This window comes from Micromonospora sp. CPCC 205561 (assembly GCF_036906775.1).
In the GTDB taxonomy this organism is placed as follows: Bacteria; Actinomycetota; Actinomycetes; order Mycobacteriales; family Micromonosporaceae; genus Micromonospora.
In genome coordinates this window covers 75,281-97,159 of sequence record NZ_JBAKHV010000017.1, presented here as the reverse complement: position 1 = coordinate 97,159, position 21,879 = coordinate 75,281, and the positions used below count along the sequence as shown (strand labels likewise).

Genomic DNA, 21,879 nt, shown 5'->3' with positions numbered 1-21,879 from the left:
TACGATCCGACTTCGTGGCCAGCTGGGCGGCGCGCCGGGGCCCGTCGCCGGCGGCGTCACGCTCGGCGGCGGCGTGCCGGGCCGCCTCGCGGGCCCGCACCGCGGCCGCGGCGGCGTCCTCGGCGTCGCGGCGGGCGTCGTCGCGCTCGGTCTGGGCGGCCGCGACCTGCGTCGCCGCGTCGGCGCGGGCCTGCGCGAGCTGACGCTCCACCCCGACCGGGGACAGCTCGGCGTGCAGGGCCTCGGCGAGGGTCTGCGCGACCTGCTCCAGCCGGTCCACCGCCTCCCAGGTGCGTGCCACCTGCCCGGGCAGGCCGGGGGCGTTGCGGTGCCGCATCCGGCTGTTGCGCGAGGCCCGCTGGCAGGCGCCGTCGTTGTCGCGGCAGTAGCGAAACGGCCGGCCGGCGCCGACGCGCTGCGGCACCTGACGTCCGCAGTGGGCACAGGGGCGGGTCTCGGTGGGGGTGGGCTCGGCGTCCATCGAGGGCGGAGTCTACTGCCGGGCCCGGCCGCCGCCGCGGCGCCCGACGGCCGGCGCCGGTGAGCGGGGCACCGCGCGGCCCGCCGCGCCGGCACCGCGCTAGCGTGGCCCGGTGGCCATCTCCCCGTACGTCGCCAGGCTGCGCGCCCACGTCGGTCACGACCTGCTGCTGCTGCCCGGGGTCAGCGCGGTCGCGCGTGACGACGCCGACCGGGTGCTGCTGGCCCGGCGCGCCGACAACGGCCGCTGGTCGCTGCCCGCCGGCCTCGTCGACCCCGGCGAGCAACCCGCCGACGCCGTGGTGCGCGAGGTGTACGAGGAGACCGGCGTGCACGTACGCGTCGACGGGGTCGCCGGGGTCGCCACCCACCCCGTCGTCTATCCCAACGGCGACGCCTGCGAGTACCTGAACGTGTGGTTCCGGTGCCGGGCGGTGGGCGGCGAGCCGCGCGTCAACGACGACGAGTCCATCGAGGTGGCCTGGTTCGACCCGGCCGACCTGCCGGAGGTCGACGCGTGGGCACGGCTGCGCATCGACACCGCGCTGCGCGCGGACGCCCCCGTCTGGCACGCCGCCCCCGGTGAGCGGCATCCGGCGCTCAACCGGCCCGACGCGCTCTGACCGGCCGCCCCCCGCCCCCTCGCGGGGGCCCCGGACCCGGCTGCGGCGCGGGCGCCCGGTGCCGGCGGCCGGTCATCCCCGCGCGCCGAACGCCACCTCGACCGGCGTCGCCGCGGCCAGCTCCACCTCCCGCCCGCCGTACGGGCTGCGTACGTCCACGCGCTGCGCGACGGGGGAGACCAGCCGGGCCCGCACCCGCCCGGGCGACCAGGACAGCTCCGCCACGGTGATCCGCCCCCGGCAGGTCACCCCGCGCAGCACCCCGGCGTCCAGGCCCGGCAGCGGGGCCGGCAGCAGCCGCAGCCGCCCCGGGCGGGACTGCACCAGCGACTCGATCAGCACCGCCGGCAGGGCGTGTGCGGCGTCGGCGTTGTAGGTCACCAACCCCGGATTGTGCGCGCTCATCAGGGACCGGAAGAACATGTCGCTGCCGACGATCTTGCGCAGGTTCGCGGCGGTCAGCGCGCCGTCGTGCAGCCGGGCGGCGGCCAGCGCCCGGTGCAGGCTGCCGTGTGCGGAGAGGTTCTCGTCGCCGCGCAGCGTCAACGCGCGGTGCGCGGCCCCGGCCAGATCGGGGGTGTCGTCCGGGTTGATCTCGTCCAGCGGCCACACCGGGTAGAGGTGACTGACGTGCCGGTGGTCGTCGTCGCCGCGGTAGCGGGGCCAGGCCCACTCGGCCAAGGCCCCCCGCTCGTCCACCCGGTAGGCGGGCAGCCGCCCGAGCAGCCCCGCCCACCGCCGCGAGCCGGTCACCTCGGCGGCGGTGCGCAGCGCGTGCCGGACGGCGGCGACGTCCATCGTGGCGTTCACCGCCACGTGCACCGCCCGGCCCCGCCCGTCGAGCGGCCCGGTCTCCGCCGAGTACGACGGCACCACCACCACGGTGCCCGCGTCGTCGGTGACGGTGAGCAGGTCCGCGAAGAAGTCCGCCACCTCCGCCAGCCAGCCGGCCAGCTCCCCGAGGGGCGCGCCGGTGACCAGGTGGTGCTCGTACAGCGGGTGCAGCAGCCAGTCCGCGCCGGGCAGCCACGCCGCGAAGGGCCACTCCTCGTGCAGGTGGAACAGGTGCCCGTGCTCGCCGTCGGTGCGGCTGGGCGCCAACAGGCCCCGGGCCCCGTAGATCGCCCGCGCGTTGCGCCGCCAGTCGTCGACCTGGCCGCGCACCAGATTGGCGTGCGCGGTGGTGACCTCCGGCAGGGCGCCGACGTTCGCGCCGGCCAGTTGCAGGTTCAGGTTGGCGTCGGTGGTGAAGTCGCCGGCCCACGCGGCGTCCCACGAGCCGAGCCACAGCCCCGTCAGCCGGGGCGGCAGGACGCCGCTGGAGCTGAGCAGCAGGTACCGGCCGGCGTGGAACAGCCGCTCCAGCAGCGCCGGCCGCAGCGTGTCCGGCTCGGCGTGCTGCGCCGCCAGCAGCTCACCCACCGGCAGCTGCCGCTGCGCGTCCGGCACCCCCAGGTCCAGGCTGACCCGCCGGTAGGCGCGGCCGTGCAGGGCGACGTGCCGGGCCAGCAGGGCCTCGTAGTCGTCGCCGGCGTGCGCCGCCAGCAGGTCCTCCAGCTCGTCCGTGCGCCACGGCGGGGAGTCGGGCCGGTCGAGCACCGTCGTCAGCAGCGCCGGGCCGCGCAGCGCCACCCGGGCGTCGCCGGCGACCGCCACGTCGCCGCGCAGCAGCGTGAGCCCCTCGAAGCCGTACGCGCCGCCCGCGTCGGGGTAGCGGCCCCGCACCCGCAGGAAGACCAGGTCCCCCCGGCGGTACGCGGCGGCGGTGTAGCGCACCGACCCCGGCCGGCCGGGCAGGTCGCCGGTGACACTCACCTCGCAGGCCCCCGCGTCGACGTGGGTGACCACGAGCCCGTCGTGGCGGGAGACGAACGAGCGTCGCCGCCCGCCCGCCCACTCGACGACGACCTCCCCGGTGCCGAACTCGGTGCGCCGCCGGTAGTCGCGCACCGGGCCGGCATCGACGGCGTCGATGGTGAGGGCGAAACCGGGGTGGAACGACTGCGTCCAGCGCAGCACCCCGTCGCCGGCGAGCAGCCGGCTGGCCTCCGCGCGCCGGTCGGCGAGGATCAGCTCCCGGATGCGGGGCAGCAGGGCGGCCAGCTCGGGCGGCCGGGCGTCGCGGGTGCCGTTGGGCAGGACGAAGCGGTGGTGGTTGACGATGATGCGTTCCGCGTGCGGCCGGCCGTACACCATGATCCCGGACTCTCCGTTGCCGGCGAGGAACGCGTCCTCCCAGCGGGCGGCGGGGGCGGTGTCGACGATGCGGTGCGCGGGCCCGGCCGTCACCGCCCGACCCTCGCCGCCGGGGCGGGCACGGTGGTGCTGTCGCGCACCGTCAGCCGGGGTTCGAGCAGCGTGACCTCCGGCACCGCCTCGTCGCCGAGCTTGCGCATCAGCAGCGAGACGGCCTGCGTGCCGATCTCCTCGGCGGGCACCGGCACGGCGGTGAGCATCGGGCTGGCCTGCTCGGCGAACTGGTCCGGGCAGACCGCCACCACCGACACGTCGCGCGGCACCCGCCGGCCCAGGGTGGGCAGCGTCGCCAGCACCGGGCCGACCGCGGCCTCGTTCTGCACCACCAGTGCCGACACGTCGGGGTGGCGCTCCAGCAGGTCGGTGAGGGCCGCGCGGACGGCCACCGCGCCCTCCTCGCAGGGCAGGGTGAGCGCGTCGACGCCGTGCTCGGCGGCGGCCTCGACGACCCCGGCGCGGGTGCGGTGGGCGAAGCCGGTGCCCCGGTCGTAGACGGCCGAGGGCGCGCCGAGCAGGGCGACGCGGCGGTGCCCCAGCCCCGCCAGGTGCGCCACGCAGGCCCAGCCGGCCCGCCGGAAGTCCAGGTCCACGCAGGTCAGGCCGGTGGCGTCGGCGGGCAGCCCGATCAGCACGCTGGGCCGGGCCAGCTCCCGCAGCAGCGGCACCCGCGCGTCGTCCAGCTCGACGTCCATCACCAGCACGCCGTCGACGAGGGCGGTGGCGGCGACGCGCCGCAGGCCGGCGGGCCCCTCGTCGGAGGTGACCAGCAGCACGTCGTGGTCGAAGCGGCGGGCGGTGGTGACCACCGCCATGGCGAACTGCATCACCACGGGCACCTGCATGCCGGCGCGCAGCGGCAGCACCAGCGCGATCACATTGGCCCGCCGGCTGGCCAGGGACCGCGCGCCGGCGTGCGGGTGGTAGCCGAGCAGCCGGATGCTGGCCAGCACCCGGTTGCGGGTGACCTCGGAGATGGCGCGCTTGCCGCTGAGCACGTACGACACGGTGCTCACCGCGACCCCGGCGTGCCGGGCGACGTCGGCGATGGTGGGCTGCTCGGCGGACGGTCGCCCCCGCGCGGCGCTCACCGTGCCCGCCCCGCAGCCGGCACTGCGGCCGGCCGGTCGCCGCTGGTCTCGTCCCCGCGTACGGCGAGGGCACCGACCAGCCGGATGTCGCGCGCGGAGCGTCCGACCAGGACGCTGTGGGTGGCGTCCTCCACCACGTGCCGGCCCCGGGTCTCGTCCCACCAGCGCAGCTCGGCGGTGCGCAGCCGCAGCCGGACCACCCGCCGCTGACCGGGTGCGAGGCTGACCCGGGCGAAGTCGCGCAGCTGGCGCAGGGGCTGCTTGACGCGCGAGCGCCGCTGGCGGGTGTAGAGCTGCACGACCTCCTCGCCGGGGCGGTCGCCGACGTTGGTGACCTCGACGCTCACCTCGACCTCCTCGCCGGCGGTCGCCTCGGCCGCGCTCAACCGCAGCCCAGCGTAGTCGAAGCGGGTGTAGCCGAGCCCGTGCCCGAACGGGTAGAGCGGTTCGCCCCGGTAGTACAGGTAGGTGGTGTCGGCGCCGATGACGTCGTAGTCGAGCAGGTCCGGCAGGTCGGCGGTGTCGGCGTACCAGGTCTGGGTCAGCCGGCCGCCGGGCTCGGCGTCGCCCAGCAGCACCGCGCTGACGGCGCTGCCGTGTTCCTGACCGCCGTGGGCGGACCAGAGTACCGCCGGCAGGTGCGCCGCGACCCGGCCGAGGGCGTACGGGTAGCTGCTGGTCACCACCAGCGCGGTGCGCGGGTTGGCGGCGTGCACGGCCCGCAGCAGGGCCTCCTGCCCGGCCGGCAGGGACAGGTCGAGGCGGTCCTCGGTCTCCCGGCCGTTGACCATCGGGTGGTTGCCCAGCGCCACCACCGCCACGTCGGCGGCGGCGGCCAGCGCGGCGGCCTCGGCGGCCCCGTCGGCGAGCAGCTCGACGGTGAACGGGGTCGCCTCGTGGCGGTTGGGGGCGTCGGCGCGCAGCCGCCCGTGCGGGTCGACGGCGACGTAGCGGCCGGTGGCGAGGTGGTGCAGCAGCACCGTGCCGTCGGGGCCGCCGTGGAAGCGGAACGTCTCCCGCACCACCCAGCCGCCCGGTCCGGGGCGGTCGTTGACGAGCAGAGCGTCGTCGTCGGCCCCGACGTGCCGGCCGTTGCCGGCGGCGCGCAGCGCGAGCGCGTCGCCTCCCCAGTCGAAGACGTCGAAGCCGGTGGCGTCGGCGCCGACGCTCAGCGGGCCGCCGTCGGGCGTGTCGGGGCAGCCGACGTAGCGCTCGCCGACGCGCAGCGCGATCCGGTCCGTACCGGGATGGGTGGTGACGGTGGGCAGTCGCCGGGACAGGCCCTGGTACGCGGTGACCACGTACGGCGGGGTGCCGCTGTACCAGTCGGTGAGGACGGTGTCGGCCAGCGGGCCGAGCACGGCCACCCGCGGTTCCGGCCCGGCCAGCGGCAGCAGCCCGTCGTTGCGCAGCAGCACGACCGACTGACGGGCGGCCTCGCGGGCCAGGTCCCGGTGCGCGGGGCAGTCCACGACGTCCGGCGTGACGTCGGCCCAGGGGTCGTCGCGCGATCCGTCGAGGTCGCCGAGGCGGGCCCGGACGGTGAGGACCCGCCGGGCGGCGCGGTCCACGTCGGACACACTGATCAGCCCGCGCCGCAGCGCCTCGGTCAGCCGCCCGACGGTGGGCGCGCTGTCGGCGTCGTCCTCGGTGAAGCTGTCGATGCCGGCGCGCAGGGCGGCGGCGAAGCCGTCGACCTGCCCGGGCAGGTGGCCCTGCACGCCGGCGATGTTGGTCACCGCGCCGGCGTCCCCGACGACCAGCAGCTCGTCGGGCGCGTACCGGCGCAGCTCGTCGGCGATGAGCGGGCTGAGGTGCGCCGGCACCCCGTTGACCAGGTTGTAGGAGGCCATCACGGCCACGGCCGCGCCGGCGGCGAGCGGGGCCCGGAAGGCGGGCAGCTCGTACTCGTGCAGCACCCGTGGGGGCATGTCGCTGGAGGTGGTGGCCCGGTCGGTCTCGTTGTTGTAGCCGAGGAAGTGCTTGATCGTCGGGGCGGTGCGCAGCCGGTCGGGGTGGTCGCCGCGCAGGCCCTCGGCGTAGGCGGTGGCGAGGCGGCCGGTCAGCCAGGGGTCCTCGGACCAGCCCTCCTCGTTGCGTCCCCAGCGGGGGTCGCGCAGGGGGTTGACCACCGGCGCCCAGACGTTGAGCCCGACCCGTTCGGGGTCGGCCCGGTGCTTGGCGCGCACCTCGTCACCGACGGCGTCGCCGACGGCGCGGACCAGTTCGGGGTTCCAGCTGCTGGCGAGCCCGACCGCCTGGGGGAAGACGGTGGCCGGGCCGAGCCACGCCACCCCGTGCAGCGCCTCGGTGCCGGTGCGGAACGGGGGCAGCCCGAGGCGGGGCACGGCTGCCTGCCACTGGTGCAGCAGGCCGAGCTTCTCGGGCACGGTGAGGCGGCGCAGCAGGTCGTCGACGAGGGCTTCCGGGGTCGGGGTGGTGCGGTCGGTCATGGTCGGTCGCCTTCCGTGGGCCCACCCCGTCCGATTGTCGAAGCGCTTCGACGACCGGGGGCGGGCGGCATCGCGGTGGGGTGCGGTGGCGGTCGCCGGCCCGGAAGCGTTGAAGCGCTTCGACGATCGCGGAAAACATGCCGCCGGTGGCTGCCCGGCCACGAGGCGGCGGTTCGAGGTTGGCACCTGCGCGCCGCCGAGGTCAAGGCCCGGCGGGCTAAACGGTCAGGCCGCGGGCAGCCGGCCCGACTCGACGGCCGCGAGCGCGGCGGTGGCGCCGCCGAGGGCGGTCGCCGCCGAGCCGAGGCTGGAGGCGTCGAGCCGGCAGCCGCCGGCCAGCGGGGCGTGGGTCCGCGCGGCGAGTTCCGCGCGGGCCGCCGGAAGCAGCCAGGGGGCCAGGGCCGCGAAGTGCCCGCCGAGCAGCACCGCCTCCGGGTTGAGCAGGTTGGCCAGGATGGCCGCGGCGTGCCCGACGTGGCAGCCGACGTCGGCCAGCGCGGCCAGCACGGTGGGGTCGTCCTGGCGGGCCAACGCCTGGATGCGTTCGATCTCCGGCAGGTAGTCGGTGACCGGGCCGTCGTGCTCCGCGTCGGGCAGCACGCGGCGGACCACCGCCGGCAGGCCGGCGACGGCGGCCAGGCAGCCGCGCCGCCCGCAGGCGCAGGCGGGACCGGTCGGGTCGAGGGTCAGGTGCCCGGCCTCGCCGGCGAAGCCCCGGCCGCCGCGCAGCAGCCGGCCGCCGCCGACGATTCCGGCGCCGAGCGCGGCCCCACCGGTGAGGTGCACCAGGTGGGCCGTCCCGGCGTACGGGCCGTGGCGGTGCTCGGCCAGCACGGCGAGGTTGGCGTCGGTGTCGACGTGCACGGTGAGTTCCGGTTCCCGCAGTGCCGCGCGCAGGTCGGCGGCGAGGGCGACGTCGCGCCAGCCCAGGGCGGTGGCCCGGGGCACGGCCCCGTCGGCGTCGACCAGGCCGGGCACGCCCACGGTCAGGCCGAGCACCCGGCGCCCCTGCCCGTTCATGCGGGTGATCGCGCGGCGGGCCAGGGCCGCCAGCGCCCGCACCGTCTCGGCCGGGGAGGACGACGGGGCGGCGAAGGCCCGGCGCCAGGTGAGCAGCCGGGTGCCCGCCAGGTCGATGGCGAGCACCACCAGTTCGTCGGCGCCGATCTGCATGCCCAGGGCCGCGTACGGGGCGCCGTCGAGGACCAGCATGGTCGCGGGGCGCCCGACCCGGTTCTCGGTGAGCCCGGTCTCGCGCAGCAGCCGCCGGTCGATCAGCTCGCCGACGAGGCTGGAGACGGTGGCCTTGTTCAGCCCGGTGTGCGCCGCGATGTCGGCGCGGGAGCAGGGCGCGTGTCGGCGTACGTGCCGCAGCACGACCGCCCGGTTGGCCACCCGGACGTCGCCGAGTTCAGTCGGCTGCGGTTCGCTGTGGATGCTGATCACGATCTGTCCGTTCCGTGTGCCTACGGTGCGCGATCCGGTGGTGCCGCGCGACCCATCATCGCGTACGGCCGCCGCTGTCTTGTGGGACGGATCACCGTCGATTAGTTTGTTCGGCTAGAACCCCAACTAATTCTAACCGGACGCGAACGGTCCGCGAAACCGTTGCCGAAGACGAAGGGAGTGCGCCGTGAAGCCGTCCCCGCCGGGCGCATCCACCGACCGCCGGTCCCTGCTGCGCCTGCTCGGCCTCGGTGCCGCCGCCTCGGTGGGCGGCGCCACCCTGGCCGGCTGCAGCAAGGAGGCCGGGAGCAGGGGCAGCGCCACCAAGGCCGACGCCATCCGGTCGGTGCTGCCCACCCTCAAGCCGGCCGAGCTGCTCAAGCCCGACATCCCCGGTGAGGGGCCGATCCCCGACGGCTACCTGAGCTACCCCCGCACCCTCGTCGACGCCGTCACCGAGCAGCCCGGCCGCGGCGGCCCGCCGATCCGCACGATGAGCCCGTGGTGGGGGCCCGCCCCGCCCACGCTGGGCCGCAACTCCTACCTGGCGGCGGTCAACGGGCGCCTCGGCGTGCAGGTGGACCCGAGCCTGCAGGACGGCACCACGTACGCCGACAAGCTCAACGCGATGCTCGGCGCCCGCGACGTGCCGGAGCTGCTCTGCGCCCCCAACTGGGAGATCGACAAGGTCGCCCGGTTCTCCGACGCGGTCCGGGCGCTCTTCGAGGACCTCACCGACCACCTCAAGGGCGACGCCGCCGCGAAGTACCCGTACCTGGCCGCGCTGCCCACCGGCGCCTGGGAGTACTCCGTGTGGGGCGGACGGCTGCACGCGGTGCCGTTCCCCACCGACGGGCCGTTCGCGTACGCCCTGTTCCACCGCGCCGACCTGCTCGCCCGGGCCGGCCTCGCGGCGCCGAAGTCGCCGGAGGAGCTGCGGGAACTCGGCCGGCAGGTGACCGCCCCGGGCAAGGGGGTGTGGGCCTTCGGCAGCGTCTTCGAGATGGTCCAGCAGTTCTACGGCTGCCAGCAGATCTGGCGCAGGAAGCCCGACGGCGGTCTCGAGCACAAGTTCGAGAACCCGGCGTTCGCGGCCGCCCTGGAGTTCACCGCGAAGCTCTTCGCCGACGGGCTGGTGCACCCCGACACCGTGGCCAGCAAGGGCGCCGACGAGAAGCAGCTGTTCAAGGCCGGCAAGATCCTGATGTACCAGGACGGCCTCGGCGCCTGGCAGGGCATGCAGGGCGAGCGGGTCAAGGAGCTGCCGAGCTTCGACATGCAGCCGCTGCCGGTCTTCGGCGCCGCCGGGGCGCAGCCGGTCATCTGGGGCAGCGAGAAGCCCGTCTTCTACACCTTCGTGAAGAAGGGCCTGGGCGCCGAGCGCGTCGACGAGCTGCTGCGGGTGCTCAACTGGTGCGCCGCGCCCTTCGGCAGCCGCGAGTTCGAGCTGCGCGAGTACGGCGTGGAGGGCAGGCACTTCACCCGGCTGGCCGACGGCAGCCCGGTCCCCACGGAACTCGGCCGCAAGGAGCTGGGAGCGCAGTACACCCACATCGGCGGCCGGGTCCCGGTCAAGGTGCGCAGCGGGGACACCCCCAACCACGTGCGCGACTACCTGGGCTATTACCAGAAGAACATCGCCCAGATGGAGAAGGACCTCTTCGCCGGCATCAAGCTGGAACTGCCGGCCAACTGGTCGAAGATCATCCAGCCGACCGACGACAAGATCCGCGACATCCTCCGTGGCCGCCGTCCCGTCGGCGACCTGGAGCAGGTCAGGAAGGAGTTCCTCGCCGCCGGAGGTGAGGAGGGGCGCGCGTTCCACGAGAAGGCGCTCGCCGACAACGGCCGATGAGCGCCCCGGCCACCGGCCAGGCCCCATCCGCCGGGGGCGGGGCCCCGACAACCGTCGAGCGTACGCCGCGGGTTCGGGCGCGGCGTACGCTGCGCGACCGGCTGCGCCGCGACTGGCCGCTGCTGGCCATGACGGCGCCGGCCGCCTCCCTGCTGCTGGTGTTCCACTACCTGCCGACCCTGGGCAACGTCATCGCCTTCCAGGACTACAACCCGTTCGTCGGCGACGACCCCGTCGAGGCGTTCTGGTACAGCGAGTGGATCGGCTTCGGCAACTTCGAGGCGCTGTTCCGCGATCCGCTGTTCTGGGACGCCGTGGGCAACACCCTGACCATCACCGCGTTCCAGCTGGTCTTCTTCTTCCCACTGCCGATCCTGCTGGCCATCCTGCTCAACAGCCTGGTCTCGGCGCGGCTGCGGGGCTTCGTGCAGAGCGTGGTCTACCTGCCGCACTTCTTCAGCTGGGTGCTGGTGGTGACGTTCTTCGTGCAGATGCTCGGCGGGGCCGGACTGCTGGCCCAGGAGATGCGCGAGGCCGGCATGCGGCCGTTCGACGTGATGACCAGCCCGGACACCTTCATCGTGCTGGTCACCGCCGAGTCGGTGTGGAAGGACATCGGCTGGGGCGCGATCGTCTTCCTGGCCGCGCTGGCCGCGATCGACCCGCACCTCTACGAGGCGGCGGCGGCGGACGGCGCCGGGCGGTGGCGGCGGCTGTGGCACATCACCCTGCCGGGCCTGCGCCCGGTGATCGTGCTGCTGCTCATCATGCGCCTGGGCGACGCGCTCTCGGTCGGCTTCGAGCAGTTCATCCTGCAACGGGAGGCGGTGGGCCGGGAGGCCGCGGAGGTGCTGGACACCTTCGTCTACTACCAGGCCATCAGCACCCAGCAGTGGGGCCTCGGCGCCGCCGCGGGCCTGTTCAAAGCCGTGGTCGGGCTGGTCCTCATCCTCACCGCCAACAAGGTGGCGCACCGGCTCGGCGAGCAGGGGGTGTACGCGAAGTCATGACCGCACAGCTCAGTGGCGTCGGCCCGGTGCCGGCACGCCCGACACCGGACCCGCCCCGCCGCCGGTCGCGCCGGGCACCCTGGGAGGAGCCGCCCTCGGTGCCGGGCACCCTGGCCAAGGGGGCGGTGCTCACGCTGCTCGTCGCCGCCGTACTCGTGCCGCTGTGGGCGGTGCTGGTGACCAGCCTCGCCTCGCGCGAGACGATCGACTCCGCCGGCGGGATGGTGATGGTGCCCCGCGAGATCGACCCGTCGGCGTACGTCACCATCTTCAGCGGCGGGCAGATCACCCAGGCGGTGTGGATCAGCACCCTGGTCACCGTCCTCGGCACGACGGTGAGCCTGGTGCTCACGGTCCTGGCCGCCTACGGGCTGTCGCGGCCCGGCTCGGTCGGGCACCGTGGGCTGCTCTTCTTCTTCCTGCTGACGTTTCTGATCTTCCCGGGGCTGGTGCCCAGCTACCTCGTGGTCACCGGCCTCGGGCTCAAGGACAGCATCTGGTCGCTGATCCTGCCCAGCGCCATCAGCGTGTTCAACCTGGTGGTGATCCGGGCGTTCTTCATGAACGTCCCCGGCGAGCTGCTCGACAGCGCCCGCATCGACGGCGCGGGGGAGCTGCACATCCTGCTGCGCATCGTGCTGCCGCTGTCCAAGGCGGTGATCGCCGTCGTCGGTCTCTTCTACGCCGTCGGCTACTGGAACGCGTACTTCAACGCCGTGCTCTACATCGACGACAACGACAAGTTCCCCATCCAGCGGGTGTTGCAGAGCTACATCCTCGCCGGGCAGTCGCCGAACGTGTCCGGGGCGGCGGTCAGCCTGCCCGGGATCAGCGCGTACCCGCCGACGCTGGCGGTGAAGATGGCGGTGGTGGTGGTGACCGTGATCCCCGCGGTGCTCGTCTACCCGTTCGTGCAGCGGCACTTCACCAAGGGCGTCATCACCGGCGCGGTGAAGGGCTGAGCGACCCCGTGCGGCGCCCGCCCCGGCCCGGGTCGGGCGCCGCACCCGTCAGGCCGGGTCGGGGAACCACCGCTCGAAGGGCGCCGGGGCGACCGGTTCACCGTTGAGCAGCAGCCGGGCCGGGGCGTGCGCGCCGACGACGCTGACGCGCGCCACCCGCAGCGGACCGGTCGTGTCCACCCGCAGGGTGTCGCCGTCGCGTACCGCCTCGACGACCGTGTCGCCGTCGACGTCGTGCAGCACCACCCGGGCGTCGACGGCGCCCCAGCTCACCAGCGTGACGTCGTCGAACGGCCCGTCGCCGACGGTGTCGCCCGGCGCCACGGTCGGGACGAGCGCGCCGTGGCGCACGTAGAGCGGCAGCCGGTGCGCCGGCGCGGTGACCCGCAGGTGCCGTCCGCCGGCGTGCCGCTCGCCGGTGGCGGCGTCGATCCAGCAGTCCCCGACCGGCAGGTAGACGTCGCGCCGCCCGCAGGGGTCGGTGACGGGGGCGACCAGCAGGTCGGTGCCGAGGCGGTACTGCAGGTCGGTGCTCCACGCGGTGGGGTCGTCGGGGGTGTCCACCAGCAACGCGCGCATCATCGGCGTCCCGTCGGCCGCCGAGCGCACCGCCGCCGACCAGAGGTAGGGCATCAGCCGGTAGCGCAGCCGCAGGGCCGCCACCGCGTCCCGCTCGGCCTCGGCGGGGAACTCCCACGGCAGCCGGCTGGTGGTGCCGTGCAGGCGCACCAGCGGCGACAGCGCGCCGAACTGGGTCCAACGGACGTAGAGCTGCGGCGTCGGGGTGCCGTGGAAGCCGCCGGTGTCGTGGCTCCAGAACGGCACGCCGGAGAGCCCGTGCGACAGCCCGCCGCGCAGCGTGCTGGCCAGCCCCGGCCAGGTGGCGTTGACGTCGCCGCTCCACTGGGCGCTGTGCCGCTGCCCGCCCAGGTACGACGAGCGGGCCCACACGGTGCGGTGCCCGGCCACCTCCCCGGTGACCCGGGCGACGACGTCGTTGAACAGCAGCGCGTACACGTTGTGCAGCTCGACGCCGGTCATCCCGTTGTGGGCGACGGCGTCGACGGGCACGCCCTCGGCGAAGTCGGTCTTGAACACCGCCACCCCCTGCTCCAGCAGGGGCCGCAGCAGCCCGGCGAACCACTCGACGGCGGCCGGGTTGGTGAAGTCCACGATGGCGCTCGCCGGGTGGCTGCCGTGCCAGACGTCGGCGACGTACGGCGTGCCGTCGGCGCGGCGCAGGAAGTAGCCGGCCTCGACCGCCGGGGCGTAGAGCGGGCTGTCGGTCATCAGGTAGGGGTTCATCCAGAGGCAGACCCGGAAGCCCTGCTCCGCGAGGGTCCGCAGCATCGTCGGCGGGTCGGGGAACGCGTCGTCGTCCCAGCGCAGCTCCGACCAGCGGCCGGCGACCTGCCAGTAGCAGTCCAGGTGCAGCACGTCGCAGGGGATGCCCCGCTCGCGCAGCAGGCGGGCGCGCTCCAGCACCCGCTCCTGCGAGTCGGGGAAGAACCCGGAGGAGACCCAGGCGCCGAAGGCCCACTTCGGCGGCAGGTACGGCCGGCCGGTGAGCCGGTCGAGGCGGTCGAGCACCGCGGCGGGCGTCGGGCCGGCCAGCACGTAGTAGTCGAGCAGGTCGTCGGGGACCAGGATCTGCACGCTGCTGTGGGTGGACTGGCAGACGTCGAACTGCACCGGCAGGCCGCTGTCGACCAGCACCCCGTAGCCGCGGTCGGAGAGGTAGAACGGCACGTTCTTGTGGGAGCGGTCCGACTCGCCGCCGAAGGCGTCGAAGTTCCACATCAGCGGTCGCTGCCCCCGCTTGTCCAGCGGGGTGAACTTCTCGCCGAAGCCGACGAAGCGTTCGTCGCCGGGGGCGACGAAGCTCTCGTGCCAGGCGACGCCCGTGCCGTCGACGGTGGAGCGGCCGAAGGGCAGGGTGCGCCGCCGGCCGCTGATGTCCCGGGTGCCCGGGTCCTGCGCCAGCAGCAGCCGCCCGTCCGCGGCGAGGAAGCGCAGGTGCCACGGGTCCAGCCGGATCTCGGCGGCCACGGCGCCGGCGTCGACGCGCACCCGGGCGTCGTCGACGGTGATCGTGGCGGCGTGGCTGCCCGGACGCACCAGGGGCAGCGCCCGGGCGGAGCGGCTGCGAGCCTGCGGGTCGTCGCTGAGGCGTACCCGGATCATCCCGTCGCCGGCGGCCTCCACGCGCACCACCATGCTCGCGCCGTCGGAGAGGGCGGCCTTGAACGTCACCCCGTGCGGGTCGGTCGAGACGACCTCCGCCCGCCCGACGACGGCGGCCCCGTCCTCGCCGGGGGCCCGCACCGGCAGGTCGGGTGGGTCGGCCACGAAGGTCTCGTAGGGCACCAGCGGCGGTCGGTAGGGCATCGGCGTCTCCTCCGGGGTGGTTGCGACGGTCCCGCCAGTTTCTTTGGCTTTCCAACTAACTGTCAACGACGACCTTCGGTCGACCGCCGCACTCCCGGCGTTGACAGGCGCAAATGTCCTCAATACTTTGGACACTTCCTCAACAAATGGTGGTGCGGCATGTGGGGCGACGGTGGCCTGCGCTACGGCGGCGACTACAACCCGGAACAGTGGCCGGCCGAGGTGTGGCGCGAGGACGTCGCCCTCATGCGCCGCGCCCGGGTCAACCTGGTCACCGTCGGGGTGTTCGCCTGGTCACGACTCGAACCGGCACCCGGCCGGTACACCTTCGACTGGCTGGACCGGGTGCTCGACCTGCTGCACGACAACGACATCCGGGTCGCGCTGGCCACCCCCACGGCGTCGCCCCCGCCGTGGTTCTCGCTGGCCCACCCCGACTCCCTGCCGGTGACCGCCGACGGCGTCCGCCTGCACCATGGCAGCCGGGACACCTACTGCGCCGCCGCGCCCGCCTACCGCGCCGCCGCCCGGCGCGTCGCCGCCGCGCTCGCCGACCGGTACGCCCACCACCCGGGCGTCGCGCTGTGGCACGTGCACAACGAGTACGGCACCACCTGCCACTGCGCGCACACCGGGCGGGCGTTCCGGCGCTGGCTGGCATCCCGGTACGGCGATCTCGACACCCTCAACGCCGCGTGGGCGACCAGCTTCTGGAGTCAGCACTACACCGACTGGGCGCAGGTCGACACCCCCCGCGCCACCCAGTACCTGGCCAACCCCGGGCACCTGCTGGACTTCCGCCGTTTCTGGTCCGACACCCTGCTCGCCGCGTACGTCGAGCAGCGCGACCTGCTGCGCGCGGCCGCCCCGGCGGTCCCGGTCACCACCAACTACGTCCTCGGCGACTGGGTGCCGGTCGACCACGCCCGCTGGGCCGCCGAGGTCGACGTGGTGGCGATCGACCACTACCCGGACGCGAGCGACGGCGGCGCCGAGGAGCAGACCGCGCTCGCCGCCGACCTCGCCCGCGGCTGGGCCCGCCACGGCGCCCGACGGCGCACCGGCCACGCCGAGCGGGCGGCGCCGTGGCTGCTCATGGAGAGCGCGCCCGGCCAGATCCACACCGCCGGGCGGATGCACGCCAAGGAACCCGGCCGGATGGCCCGGCACAGCCTCTCCCACGTCGCCCGCGGCTCGCGGGGCGTGATGTTCTTCCAGTGGCGGGCCCCGGCGGGCGGGGCGGAGCGCTTCCACTCCGCCCTGGTGCCGCACGCCGGCCCCGACACCCGCGTGTTCCGCGAGGCCGTCGCCCTCGGCGCGGCCATGGAGCGGCTCTCGGAGGTGGCCGGCGCGGCGGTCGAGGCCGAGGTCGCCATCGCCTGGGACGCGGCCAGCGGCTGGGCCCTGGACCACCCGGGAATGCCGTCGCCGCGGCTGAGTTACCGCGACGAGGTCCACGCGGCGCACCGGGCGCTGTGGCGGGCCGGGTTCGGCTGCGACGTGGTGCCGCCCGGGGACCCCCTCGACGGGTACCGGCTGCTGGTGCTGCCCGCCCTCTACCTGGCCTCCGACGCCACCGCCGAGTGGGCGCGCCGCCACGTCCACCGGGGCGGTCACCTCCTGGTCACCTGGCTCAGCGGGGTCGCCGACGAACACGCCCGCGTCCGCCTCGGCGGTCACCCCGGCGCGTTGCGCGACGTGCTGGGCGTCCGGGTGGAGGAGTTCCACCCGCTCGCCGAGGACGAGACCCTGCCACTGCGCGCCGGCGGCACCGGCCACCTCTGGGCCGAGACGGTACGCCTCGCCGGCGCGACGGCCGTGACCTCGTACGCCGGGGGCGTGCTCGACGGGCTGCCGGCGGTGACCCGCCACCGTTTCGGCGCCGGCACGGCCTGGTACCTGTCCACCCGCCCGGACGACGCCACCTACCGCCGGCTGCTGACGGACGCGGCGCGCTCGGCCGGCGCGGCGCCCGTCTGCCCCGGCGCCCCGGCCGGCGTCGAGGCGGTGCGCCGACGCGGCGCCGGAACGAGCTGGCTGTTCCTGCTCAACCACACCGACCGGCCGCAGCGGGTCCCGGCCGCCGGGGTGGACCTGCTCACCGGCGCGACGATCGACCCGGAGGTGCACCTGCCCGCCGGGGGCGCCGCCGTGCTCCGCGAGGCCGCCGCCGACCACTGACCCGCCGCGCGGGCCCGGGCGCATCCCCGGGGCGTGTGCCGGGGTCAGGGCAGGGCGACGGCGGCGCGGGACCGGTCGGCGGCGATGCGAACCGCCAGGCCCGCCAGCACCGTGCCCATCACCAGTCGCTGCACCCGCAGCCAGAGCGGACGGCGGGCGAAGAAGCCGGCGAGCGCGCCCGCGCCGAGCACGATCAGCGCGTTCACCGTCAGCGCCACGACGATCTGGGTCAGCCCCAGCAGCAGGCTCTGCGTCGCCACGTGACCGCGCGCCGGGTCGACGAACTGCGGCAGCAGCGAAACGTAGAGGATCGCGATCTTCGGGTTCAGCAGGTTGGTGACCAACCCCATGGTGAACAGCCGCCGGGCCGGGTCCGGCGGCAGCGGCGCCGGGGCGAACGGCGACTGACCGCCCGGGCGCAGCGCCTGCCAGGCCAGCCAGAGCAGGTAGGCCGCGCCGGCCAGCTTCACCGCCGTGTAGAGGGCCGGCACCAGCACGAACACCGTGGCGATGCCGGCCACCGCGGCGGCCAGGTACACGCCGAAACCGGCGGCGACGCCGAGCAGCGACACCAGCCCGGCCCGCCGGCCCTGGGTCACCGACCGGGACACCAGGTAGACCATGTTCGGGCCGGGGGTCAGCACCATCCCCAGCGCCACCAACCCGATGCCCACCAGCGCACCCGTACCGACCATGCCGCCCCCGTTCCGCCCGGCCCGGGCCGACCCTACGCCCCGCCCGGCCCGGCCGCCGCCCCGTTGCGGCGGACCGCCCGTCGCGCCCGGTCCGCCCGCCCCCACCGCCGGCGCGTCGGCGGGCAGACTGTGCCGATGCTGTACGCCCCAGCCACCGCGACCCTGCCGGAACTGCTGCTGCGGCCCTGGCACGACGACGACGTCGACGCCCTGGTGGCCGCCTACCGGGACCCGGTGCTGCGCCGCTGGACCCGGGCGCCGGTGACCACGACCGCCGAGGCGCGCCGGTTCGTCGCCGCGGCCCGCCGGGACTGGGACGACGGGCACCGCTTCAGCTTCGCCGTCGTCGAGCCCGGACCGGACGGCGGCACGCCGGTGGCGCAGGTGATCCTCAAGCACGTCACCGAGGACGGCGAGGACGCCGAGGTCGGCTACTGGACCGCCGCGCCCGCCCGGGGCAGGGGGGTCGCCCCGCACGCCCTGGTCGCGCTCACCGGCTGGGCCTTCGCCCGGTTTCCCGCCCTGCGGCGGCTGGACCTGCTGCACCAGGTCGACAACCCGGCGTCCTGCCGGGTGGCGGTGAAGGCCGGCTACGCGTTCCAGGAGGTGCTGCCGGCCCGGCCGCCGTTTCCCCGCGACGGCCACCGGCACGCCCGCTGGGCCTGACCCGCCCGGGAACATCCGCCCCGGCGCTGGCGCTGTGCTTGTCGCGGGCGGTCGGCCACGGGCGCGCGCGTTACCGTGAGGGCTCGGGGAGGTGACGGCGGGTGGACAGCTGGGAAGCGACGGTGGAGGCGCGGATCCGCACCGCCCAGGAGCAGGGCGAGTTCGACAACCTGCCCGGCATGGGCAAGCCCCTGCCGGGGCGCGGCCAGCCCTACGACGAGTCGTGGTGGATCAAGAGCTTCCTGGAACGGGAGAAGCTCCCCGCCGACCTGCTGCTGCCGACCCCGCTGCAACTGCGCCGCCGCATCGAACGGGTGCCCGACGAGGTGCGCGACCTGCCGACCGAGCACTCCGTACGCGCGTTCGTGGCCGACCTCAACGCGCAGATCCTCTCCTGGCTGCGCACCCCCACCGGCCCGCGGGTCGCGGTGCGCCTGGTCGACGTCGACGCCGTCGTACGCCGCTGGCAGGACGAGCGGCGGGCCGCCGTAGCCCGGGCGGTGCCGCCGGCCACGTCGCCAGCCCCATCCCGTTCGCCTCGGCGGGGCTGGCGACCGCCCTGGCGCCGCCGGGCCCGCTAGCCCCCGCCGGGCCCCGCCCGCAGCGACCCACCGGGGGGTGCTTGCCCGCCGCCCGCCGCCGGCGCTAGGGTCATTTCCGTGACTGCCGGGTCGGCCATGGGCCACGAGCGGACAGGGCACCCGGCCATCAGGTGAGCCGGGGGCGGGCCCGCGGCCCGCCGTGCCCCACCCATCCTCGGTGTCGACGTCACCGTCCACCGCGTCGCGGCTCCCCGCGCTCCTCGCACCGTCCCGCCGGCCCGCGCGCCGGCGCGTCCCGCATCCTCGCCGCCACCGGTCGCCGGGCGGGCGACCCACCGTGGCCGCACCCTTCCTGCCCGAACAGAGAGCAGCGCCTTGCCCAACGACTTCAACCAGCAGATCATCGACGAGTTCCGCGCCAACTCCGGCCGGGTCGGCGGACCGTTCGAGGGGTCCCGACTGATCCTGCTCACCACCGTCGGGGCCCGCTCCGGCGCCCCGCACACCACCCCCGTCGGCTACCTGCCGGACGGCGAACGCATCCTCGTCATCGCCTCCGCCGGGGGCGGCCCGAGGCACCCCGACTGGTACCACAACCTGCTCGCCGACCCGCACGCCACGGTGGAGGACGGGGTCTTCACCTACCAGGCGCGCGCGGTCGTGCTGACCGGCGCGGAACGCGACGAGATCTTCGCCCGGGCCGTGGAGGCCGACCCGGGGTGGGGCGCGTACCAGGAGAAGACGTCGCGGGTGATTCCCGTGGTGGCGTTGCACCAGGTGGCGGGCGGGCCGCCGGAGGCCGCCTCCTGGGGCGCGGCGCTCAAGCTGATCCACGACGCGTTCCGCCGGGAACTGGCGCTGATCCGCGACGAGGTCGCCCGCTCCGGCCCGGGCCTGGGCGCGCAGCTGCGGGTGAACTGCCTGACCTTCTGCCACGGCCTGCACCACCACCACCGCAACGAGGACGACGGCATGTTCGCCGGGCTGGCCGGGCAGCGCCCCGACCTCGCCGAGACCCTGCGACGGCTGCGCGAGGAACACCGCCGCATCGCGGCGCTCGTCGAGCGCCTCCAGCGGGTGGTCGGCGACCCCGACGCCGACGCCGCCGAGGCCCGCCGGGAGGTCGAGCTGCTCACCACCGAACTGGAGGCGCACCTGACGTACGAGGAGGAGCAGCTCATCCCCGTCCTCGACGGCACCGACGGCAGGTAGCGGCGCACGACGCGGCACCGGGCCGGGGGGCGGTGCCGCCTCACTCGTCGTCGGCGTCGTGGGCCAGCAGCGCCAGCTGGATCCGGTTGGTCATGTCGAGTCGGGTCAGCGCGCTGGAGATGTGCGCCTTGACGCTGCCCACCGACATGAACAACCGGCCGGCGATCTCCGCGTTGGACAGGCCCGCCGCGACCGCCCGCGCGACCTGCCGTTCCCGCTCGGTGAGCAGGGCGAAGCGCTCCCGGGCGCGGCGCCGCCGCGCGTCGACCGGCGCGTCGGCGCCCGCGGCGACCCGGTCCATCAGGGCACGCGCGACCGTGGGGGAGAGCACGGGCTCCCCGGCCGCGGCGCGGTGCACGGCGTCCACGATCCGCTCCGGCGGCGTGTGCTTGACCAGGAATCCGGCCGCCCCGGCCCGCAACGCCTCGACGACCGTGGCATCGGCGTCGAAGGTGGTCAGCACGATCACGGCGGGGCGGTGCCCGGCGTGGCTGGTGATGTTCCGGGTCGCGGCGATGCCGTCGAGCAGGGGCATCCGGACGTCCATCAGCACCACGTCGGGCCGCAGCCGGGCGACCGCGTCGGCGACGTCCGCGCCGTCGGCGGCCTCGCCGACCACCTCGAGCCGCGGGGCGCCGCCCAACATCAGGCGCAGCCCGGTGCGGACCAGCGCGTCGTCGTCGACGAGCAGGACACGGATCGCACCCGACGTCACGTCGGCCAGGATAGCCGGGCGGTCAGCCGGAACGACCCCTCGGCGACGCCGTGCTCGATGGTGCCGCCGTCGAGCGCGACCCGCTCGGCGAGCCCGGCCAGCCCCTCCCCGGTGCCGGGGAGCCCACCGGCCGGCGTACCCGACAGGGGGTTGACCACCGTCGCGACGACGCCCACCTCCGGCGCGGCGTCGACACGCACGGCGACCTGCGCGCCCGGAGCGTGCTTGCGGGCGTTGGTCAGCCCTTCCTGCACCGTCCGGTAGACGGTGCGCTGGGTGGCCGGGCGCAGCGACTCGGCCGCGCCCGGCGCGCAGACCATCTCGAAGCTCACCCGCTGCCCCGCGGCGCGGGCCTCGGCGACCAGCCGGGGAACGTCGCTGAGCCGGGGCTGCGGCGCGACCCGCTCCTGCTCGTCGTCGCCGGTGCTGGTACGCAGCACCGCGAGCACCTCGCCCAGTTCGTCGAGCGCCCGCACGGCCGCCTCCCGGATCACCTCGACGGCCTGGCCGATCTCGGCGGCGTCCAGCGGCCGGCCGACGCCGGCGTCGGCCTGCGCGGTGCGGTACGCCAGGCCGCCCGCGTGCACCGACAGCAACGAGATGCGGTGCGCCAGCACGTCGTGCATCTCCCGGGCGATGCGCGCGCGCTCCCCGCGCCGGGCGTCGGTGAGGCGGCGGCGGTGTTCCTCCCGCTCCCGTTCGGCGTCGCGGCGCAGGGTGGCGATGAGCTGACGGCGGGCCCGCGTGGCCATGCCCCAGCCGAGCGGCACCAGGTACATCATCGCGACGGTCACGACCGACAGGCCGGCGCTCGCCCCCGGCGTCGGGTGCAGCGCACCGAAGGTCACGGCCGGGGCCAGGTAGGCGGCGGTGACCAGGGAGGCGGGCAGCCAGTCCCGGCTCACCGCGACCGTCAGCACGGCCACCATCGTGGCGCCCACCGACGTGCCCGAGACCACCAGCGCCGGCACCAGGGCGACGGCCAGGGCCATCGGGAACCGGCGCCGCCACCACAGGGCCAGGCAGGAGGCGGCGCCGACCCAGGGGTCGACCGTCAGCATCCAGGCCGGTACCGCGTCGGCGTAGAAGGGCGGGTAGCCGTCCCACACCGACAGCCCGACCAGCACCGACGCACCGAACAGCAGCCCGTCGACCAGCCAGTCGCGCAGGGTGCGAGGTGCGCGCCCGCGCGCGGCGGCGGCGGCGAGTTCGCCGGGCAGCAGCCAGTGCGGGGAGGTGCGGCCGTTGCCGCGCGGGGGCGGGCTCATGCCGTCAGCCTAGGCAGGCCGGGAACGCCCGGGCCCGTG

16 protein-coding genes and 1 pseudogene are annotated in these 21,879 nt (G+C 75.4%); 8 read left to right on the top strand and 9 right to left on the bottom strand.

Annotated features, from left to right (window positions below):
- Positions 1–481 (bottom strand): annotated as a pseudogene (locus V6V16_RS12200) (hypothetical protein); the annotation flags it as partial.
- Between the two features lie 112 nt (positions 482–593).
- Here V6V16_RS12200 and V6V16_RS12195 point away from each other — a divergent pair.
- Complete coding sequence (locus V6V16_RS12195; RefSeq protein WP_334562100.1) at positions 594–1,103, top strand: NUDIX hydrolase; 510 nt, start codon at positions 594–596, stop codon at positions 1,101–1,103.
- A gap of 72 nt (positions 1,104–1,175) precedes the next feature.
- Here V6V16_RS12195 and V6V16_RS12190 read toward each other — a convergent pair whose 3' ends face one another.
- From V6V16_RS12190 to V6V16_RS12175, 4 genes are all read right to left on the bottom strand, one after another.
- Complete coding sequence (locus V6V16_RS12190) at positions 1,176–3,392, bottom strand: glycosyl hydrolase family 95 catalytic domain-containing protein (RefSeq protein WP_334562099.1); 2,217 nt, start codon at positions 3,390–3,392, stop codon at positions 1,176–1,178.
- Positions 3,389–4,447 (bottom strand): LacI family DNA-binding transcriptional regulator, encoded by a 1,059-nt coding sequence (locus V6V16_RS12185; protein WP_334562098.1) that lies wholly within the window; start codon positions 4,445–4,447, stop codon positions 3,389–3,391. Before V6V16_RS12185 ends, V6V16_RS12190 begins: the two co-directional genes overlap by 4 nt.
- The gene (locus V6V16_RS12180) at positions 4,444–6,900 is read right to left on the bottom strand and encodes a glycoside hydrolase family 3 C-terminal domain-containing protein (protein ID WP_334562097.1); all 2,457 of its coding nucleotides are present in this window, start codon (positions 6,898–6,900) and stop codon (positions 4,444–4,446) included. The genes V6V16_RS12185 and V6V16_RS12180 overlap by 4 nt, the downstream gene beginning before the upstream one ends.
- Before the next feature lie 225 nt (positions 6,901–7,125).
- Positions 7,126–8,346, bottom strand: coding sequence for an ROK family transcriptional regulator (locus V6V16_RS12175; protein WP_334562096.1), 1,221 nt, complete (start codon positions 8,344–8,346; stop codon positions 7,126–7,128).
- Between the two features lie 187 nt (positions 8,347–8,533).
- Here V6V16_RS12175 and V6V16_RS12170 point away from each other — a divergent pair, with 187 nt between their 5' ends.
- The 3 genes from V6V16_RS12170 to V6V16_RS12160 are packed head-to-tail and all read left to right on the top strand — an operon-like array spanning position 8,534 to position 12,173.
- Positions 8,534–10,201 carry an extracellular solute-binding protein gene (locus V6V16_RS12170; RefSeq protein ID WP_334562095.1) on the top strand — a complete coding sequence of 556 codons (1,668 nt, stop codon included), beginning with the start codon at positions 8,534–8,536 and terminating at the stop codon, positions 10,199–10,201.
- Positions 10,198–11,211, top strand: coding sequence for an ABC transporter permease (locus V6V16_RS12165; RefSeq protein WP_442934067.1), 1,014 nt, complete (start codon positions 10,198–10,200; stop codon positions 11,209–11,211). Before V6V16_RS12170 ends, V6V16_RS12165 begins: the two co-directional genes overlap by 4 nt.
- On the top strand, positions 11,208–12,173 hold the full coding sequence (locus V6V16_RS12160; RefSeq protein WP_334562094.1) for a carbohydrate ABC transporter permease: 966 nt from the start codon (positions 11,208–11,210) through the stop codon (positions 12,171–12,173). Before V6V16_RS12165 ends, V6V16_RS12160 begins: the two co-directional genes overlap by 4 nt.
- A gap of 48 nt (positions 12,174–12,221) precedes the next feature.
- Here the strand turns inward: V6V16_RS12160 and V6V16_RS12155 are convergent, their stop codons facing one another.
- The gene (locus V6V16_RS12155) at positions 12,222–14,561 is read right to left on the bottom strand and encodes a TIM-barrel domain-containing protein (RefSeq protein WP_334562093.1); all 2,340 of its coding nucleotides are present in this window, start codon (positions 14,559–14,561) and stop codon (positions 12,222–12,224) included.
- A 159-nt stretch (positions 14,562–14,720) separates the two neighbouring features.
- On the opposite strand from V6V16_RS12155, the gene V6V16_RS12150 reads away from it, so the two are divergent.
- Entirely contained in the window at positions 14,721–16,742 is a 2,022-nt protein-coding gene (locus V6V16_RS12150; RefSeq protein WP_334562092.1) for a beta-galactosidase, read from the top strand.
- A 44-nt stretch (positions 16,743–16,786) separates the two neighbouring features.
- On the opposite strand, the gene V6V16_RS12145 is transcribed toward V6V16_RS12150, so the two are convergent.
- Entirely contained in the window at positions 16,787–17,437 is a 651-nt protein-coding gene (locus tag V6V16_RS12145) for a LysE family translocator (protein WP_334562091.1), read from the bottom strand.
- A 135-nt stretch (positions 17,438–17,572) separates the two neighbouring features.
- Here V6V16_RS12145 and V6V16_RS12140 point away from each other — a divergent pair, with 135 nt between their 5' ends.
- The 3 genes from V6V16_RS12140 (at position 17,573) to V6V16_RS12130 (ending at position 19,857) form a co-directional block, all read left to right on the top strand.
- Positions 17,573–18,103: a GNAT family N-acetyltransferase gene (locus V6V16_RS12140; protein WP_334562090.1), complete on the top strand. Its 531-nt coding sequence runs from the start codon at positions 17,573–17,575 to the stop codon at positions 18,101–18,103.
- Between the two features lie 101 nt (positions 18,104–18,204).
- The gene (locus tag V6V16_RS12135; protein WP_334562089.1) at positions 18,205–18,684 is read left to right on the top strand and encodes a J-domain-containing protein; all 480 of its coding nucleotides are present in this window, start codon (positions 18,205–18,207) and stop codon (positions 18,682–18,684) included.
- Between the two features lie 336 nt (positions 18,685–19,020).
- Positions 19,021–19,857: a nitroreductase/quinone reductase family protein gene (locus V6V16_RS12130; protein ID WP_334562088.1), complete on the top strand. Its 837-nt coding sequence runs from the start codon at positions 19,021–19,023 to the stop codon at positions 19,855–19,857.
- A 40-nt stretch (positions 19,858–19,897) separates the two neighbouring features.
- On the opposite strand, the gene V6V16_RS12125 is transcribed toward V6V16_RS12130, so the two are convergent.
- Both V6V16_RS12125 and V6V16_RS12120 read right to left on the bottom strand, forming a co-directional pair.
- On the bottom strand, positions 19,898–20,572 hold the full coding sequence (locus tag V6V16_RS12125) for a response regulator transcription factor (protein WP_334562087.1): 675 nt from the start codon (positions 20,570–20,572) through the stop codon (positions 19,898–19,900).
- Positions 20,569–21,840 carry a sensor histidine kinase gene (locus V6V16_RS12120; protein ID WP_334562086.1) on the bottom strand — a complete coding sequence of 424 codons (1,272 nt, stop codon included), beginning with the start codon at positions 21,838–21,840 and terminating at the stop codon, positions 20,569–20,571. Before V6V16_RS12120 ends, V6V16_RS12125 begins: the two co-directional genes overlap by 4 nt.
- Between the last annotated feature and the right edge of the window lie 39 nt (positions 21,841–21,879).

Coding starts and splice junctions, on each gene's coding strand:
- V6V16_RS12155 (WP_334562093.1), bottom strand. CDS start 14,561: ATGCCCTACCGACCGCCGCTGGTGCCCTACGAGACCTTCGTGGCCGAC.
- V6V16_RS12160 (WP_334562094.1), top strand. CDS start 11,208: ATGACCGCACAGCTCAGTGGCGTCGGCCCGGTGCCGGCACGCCCGACA.
- V6V16_RS12180 (WP_334562097.1), bottom strand. CDS start 6,900: ATGACCGACCGCACCACCCCGACCCCGGAAGCCCTCGTCGACGACCTG.
- V6V16_RS12145 (WP_334562091.1), bottom strand. CDS start 17,437: ATGGTCGGTACGGGTGCGCTGGTGGGCATCGGGTTGGTGGCGCTGGGG.
- V6V16_RS12150 (WP_334562092.1), top strand. CDS start 14,721: ATGTGGGGCGACGGTGGCCTGCGCTACGGCGGCGACTACAACCCGGAA.
- V6V16_RS12165 (WP_442934067.1), top strand. CDS start 10,198: ATGAGCGCCCCGGCCACCGGCCAGGCCCCATCCGCCGGGGGCGGGGCC.
- V6V16_RS12140 (WP_334562090.1), top strand. CDS start 17,573: ATGCTGTACGCCCCAGCCACCGCGACCCTGCCGGAACTGCTGCTGCGG.
- V6V16_RS12120 (WP_334562086.1), bottom strand. CDS start 21,840: ATGAGCCCGCCCCCGCGCGGCAACGGCCGCACCTCCCCGCACTGGCTG.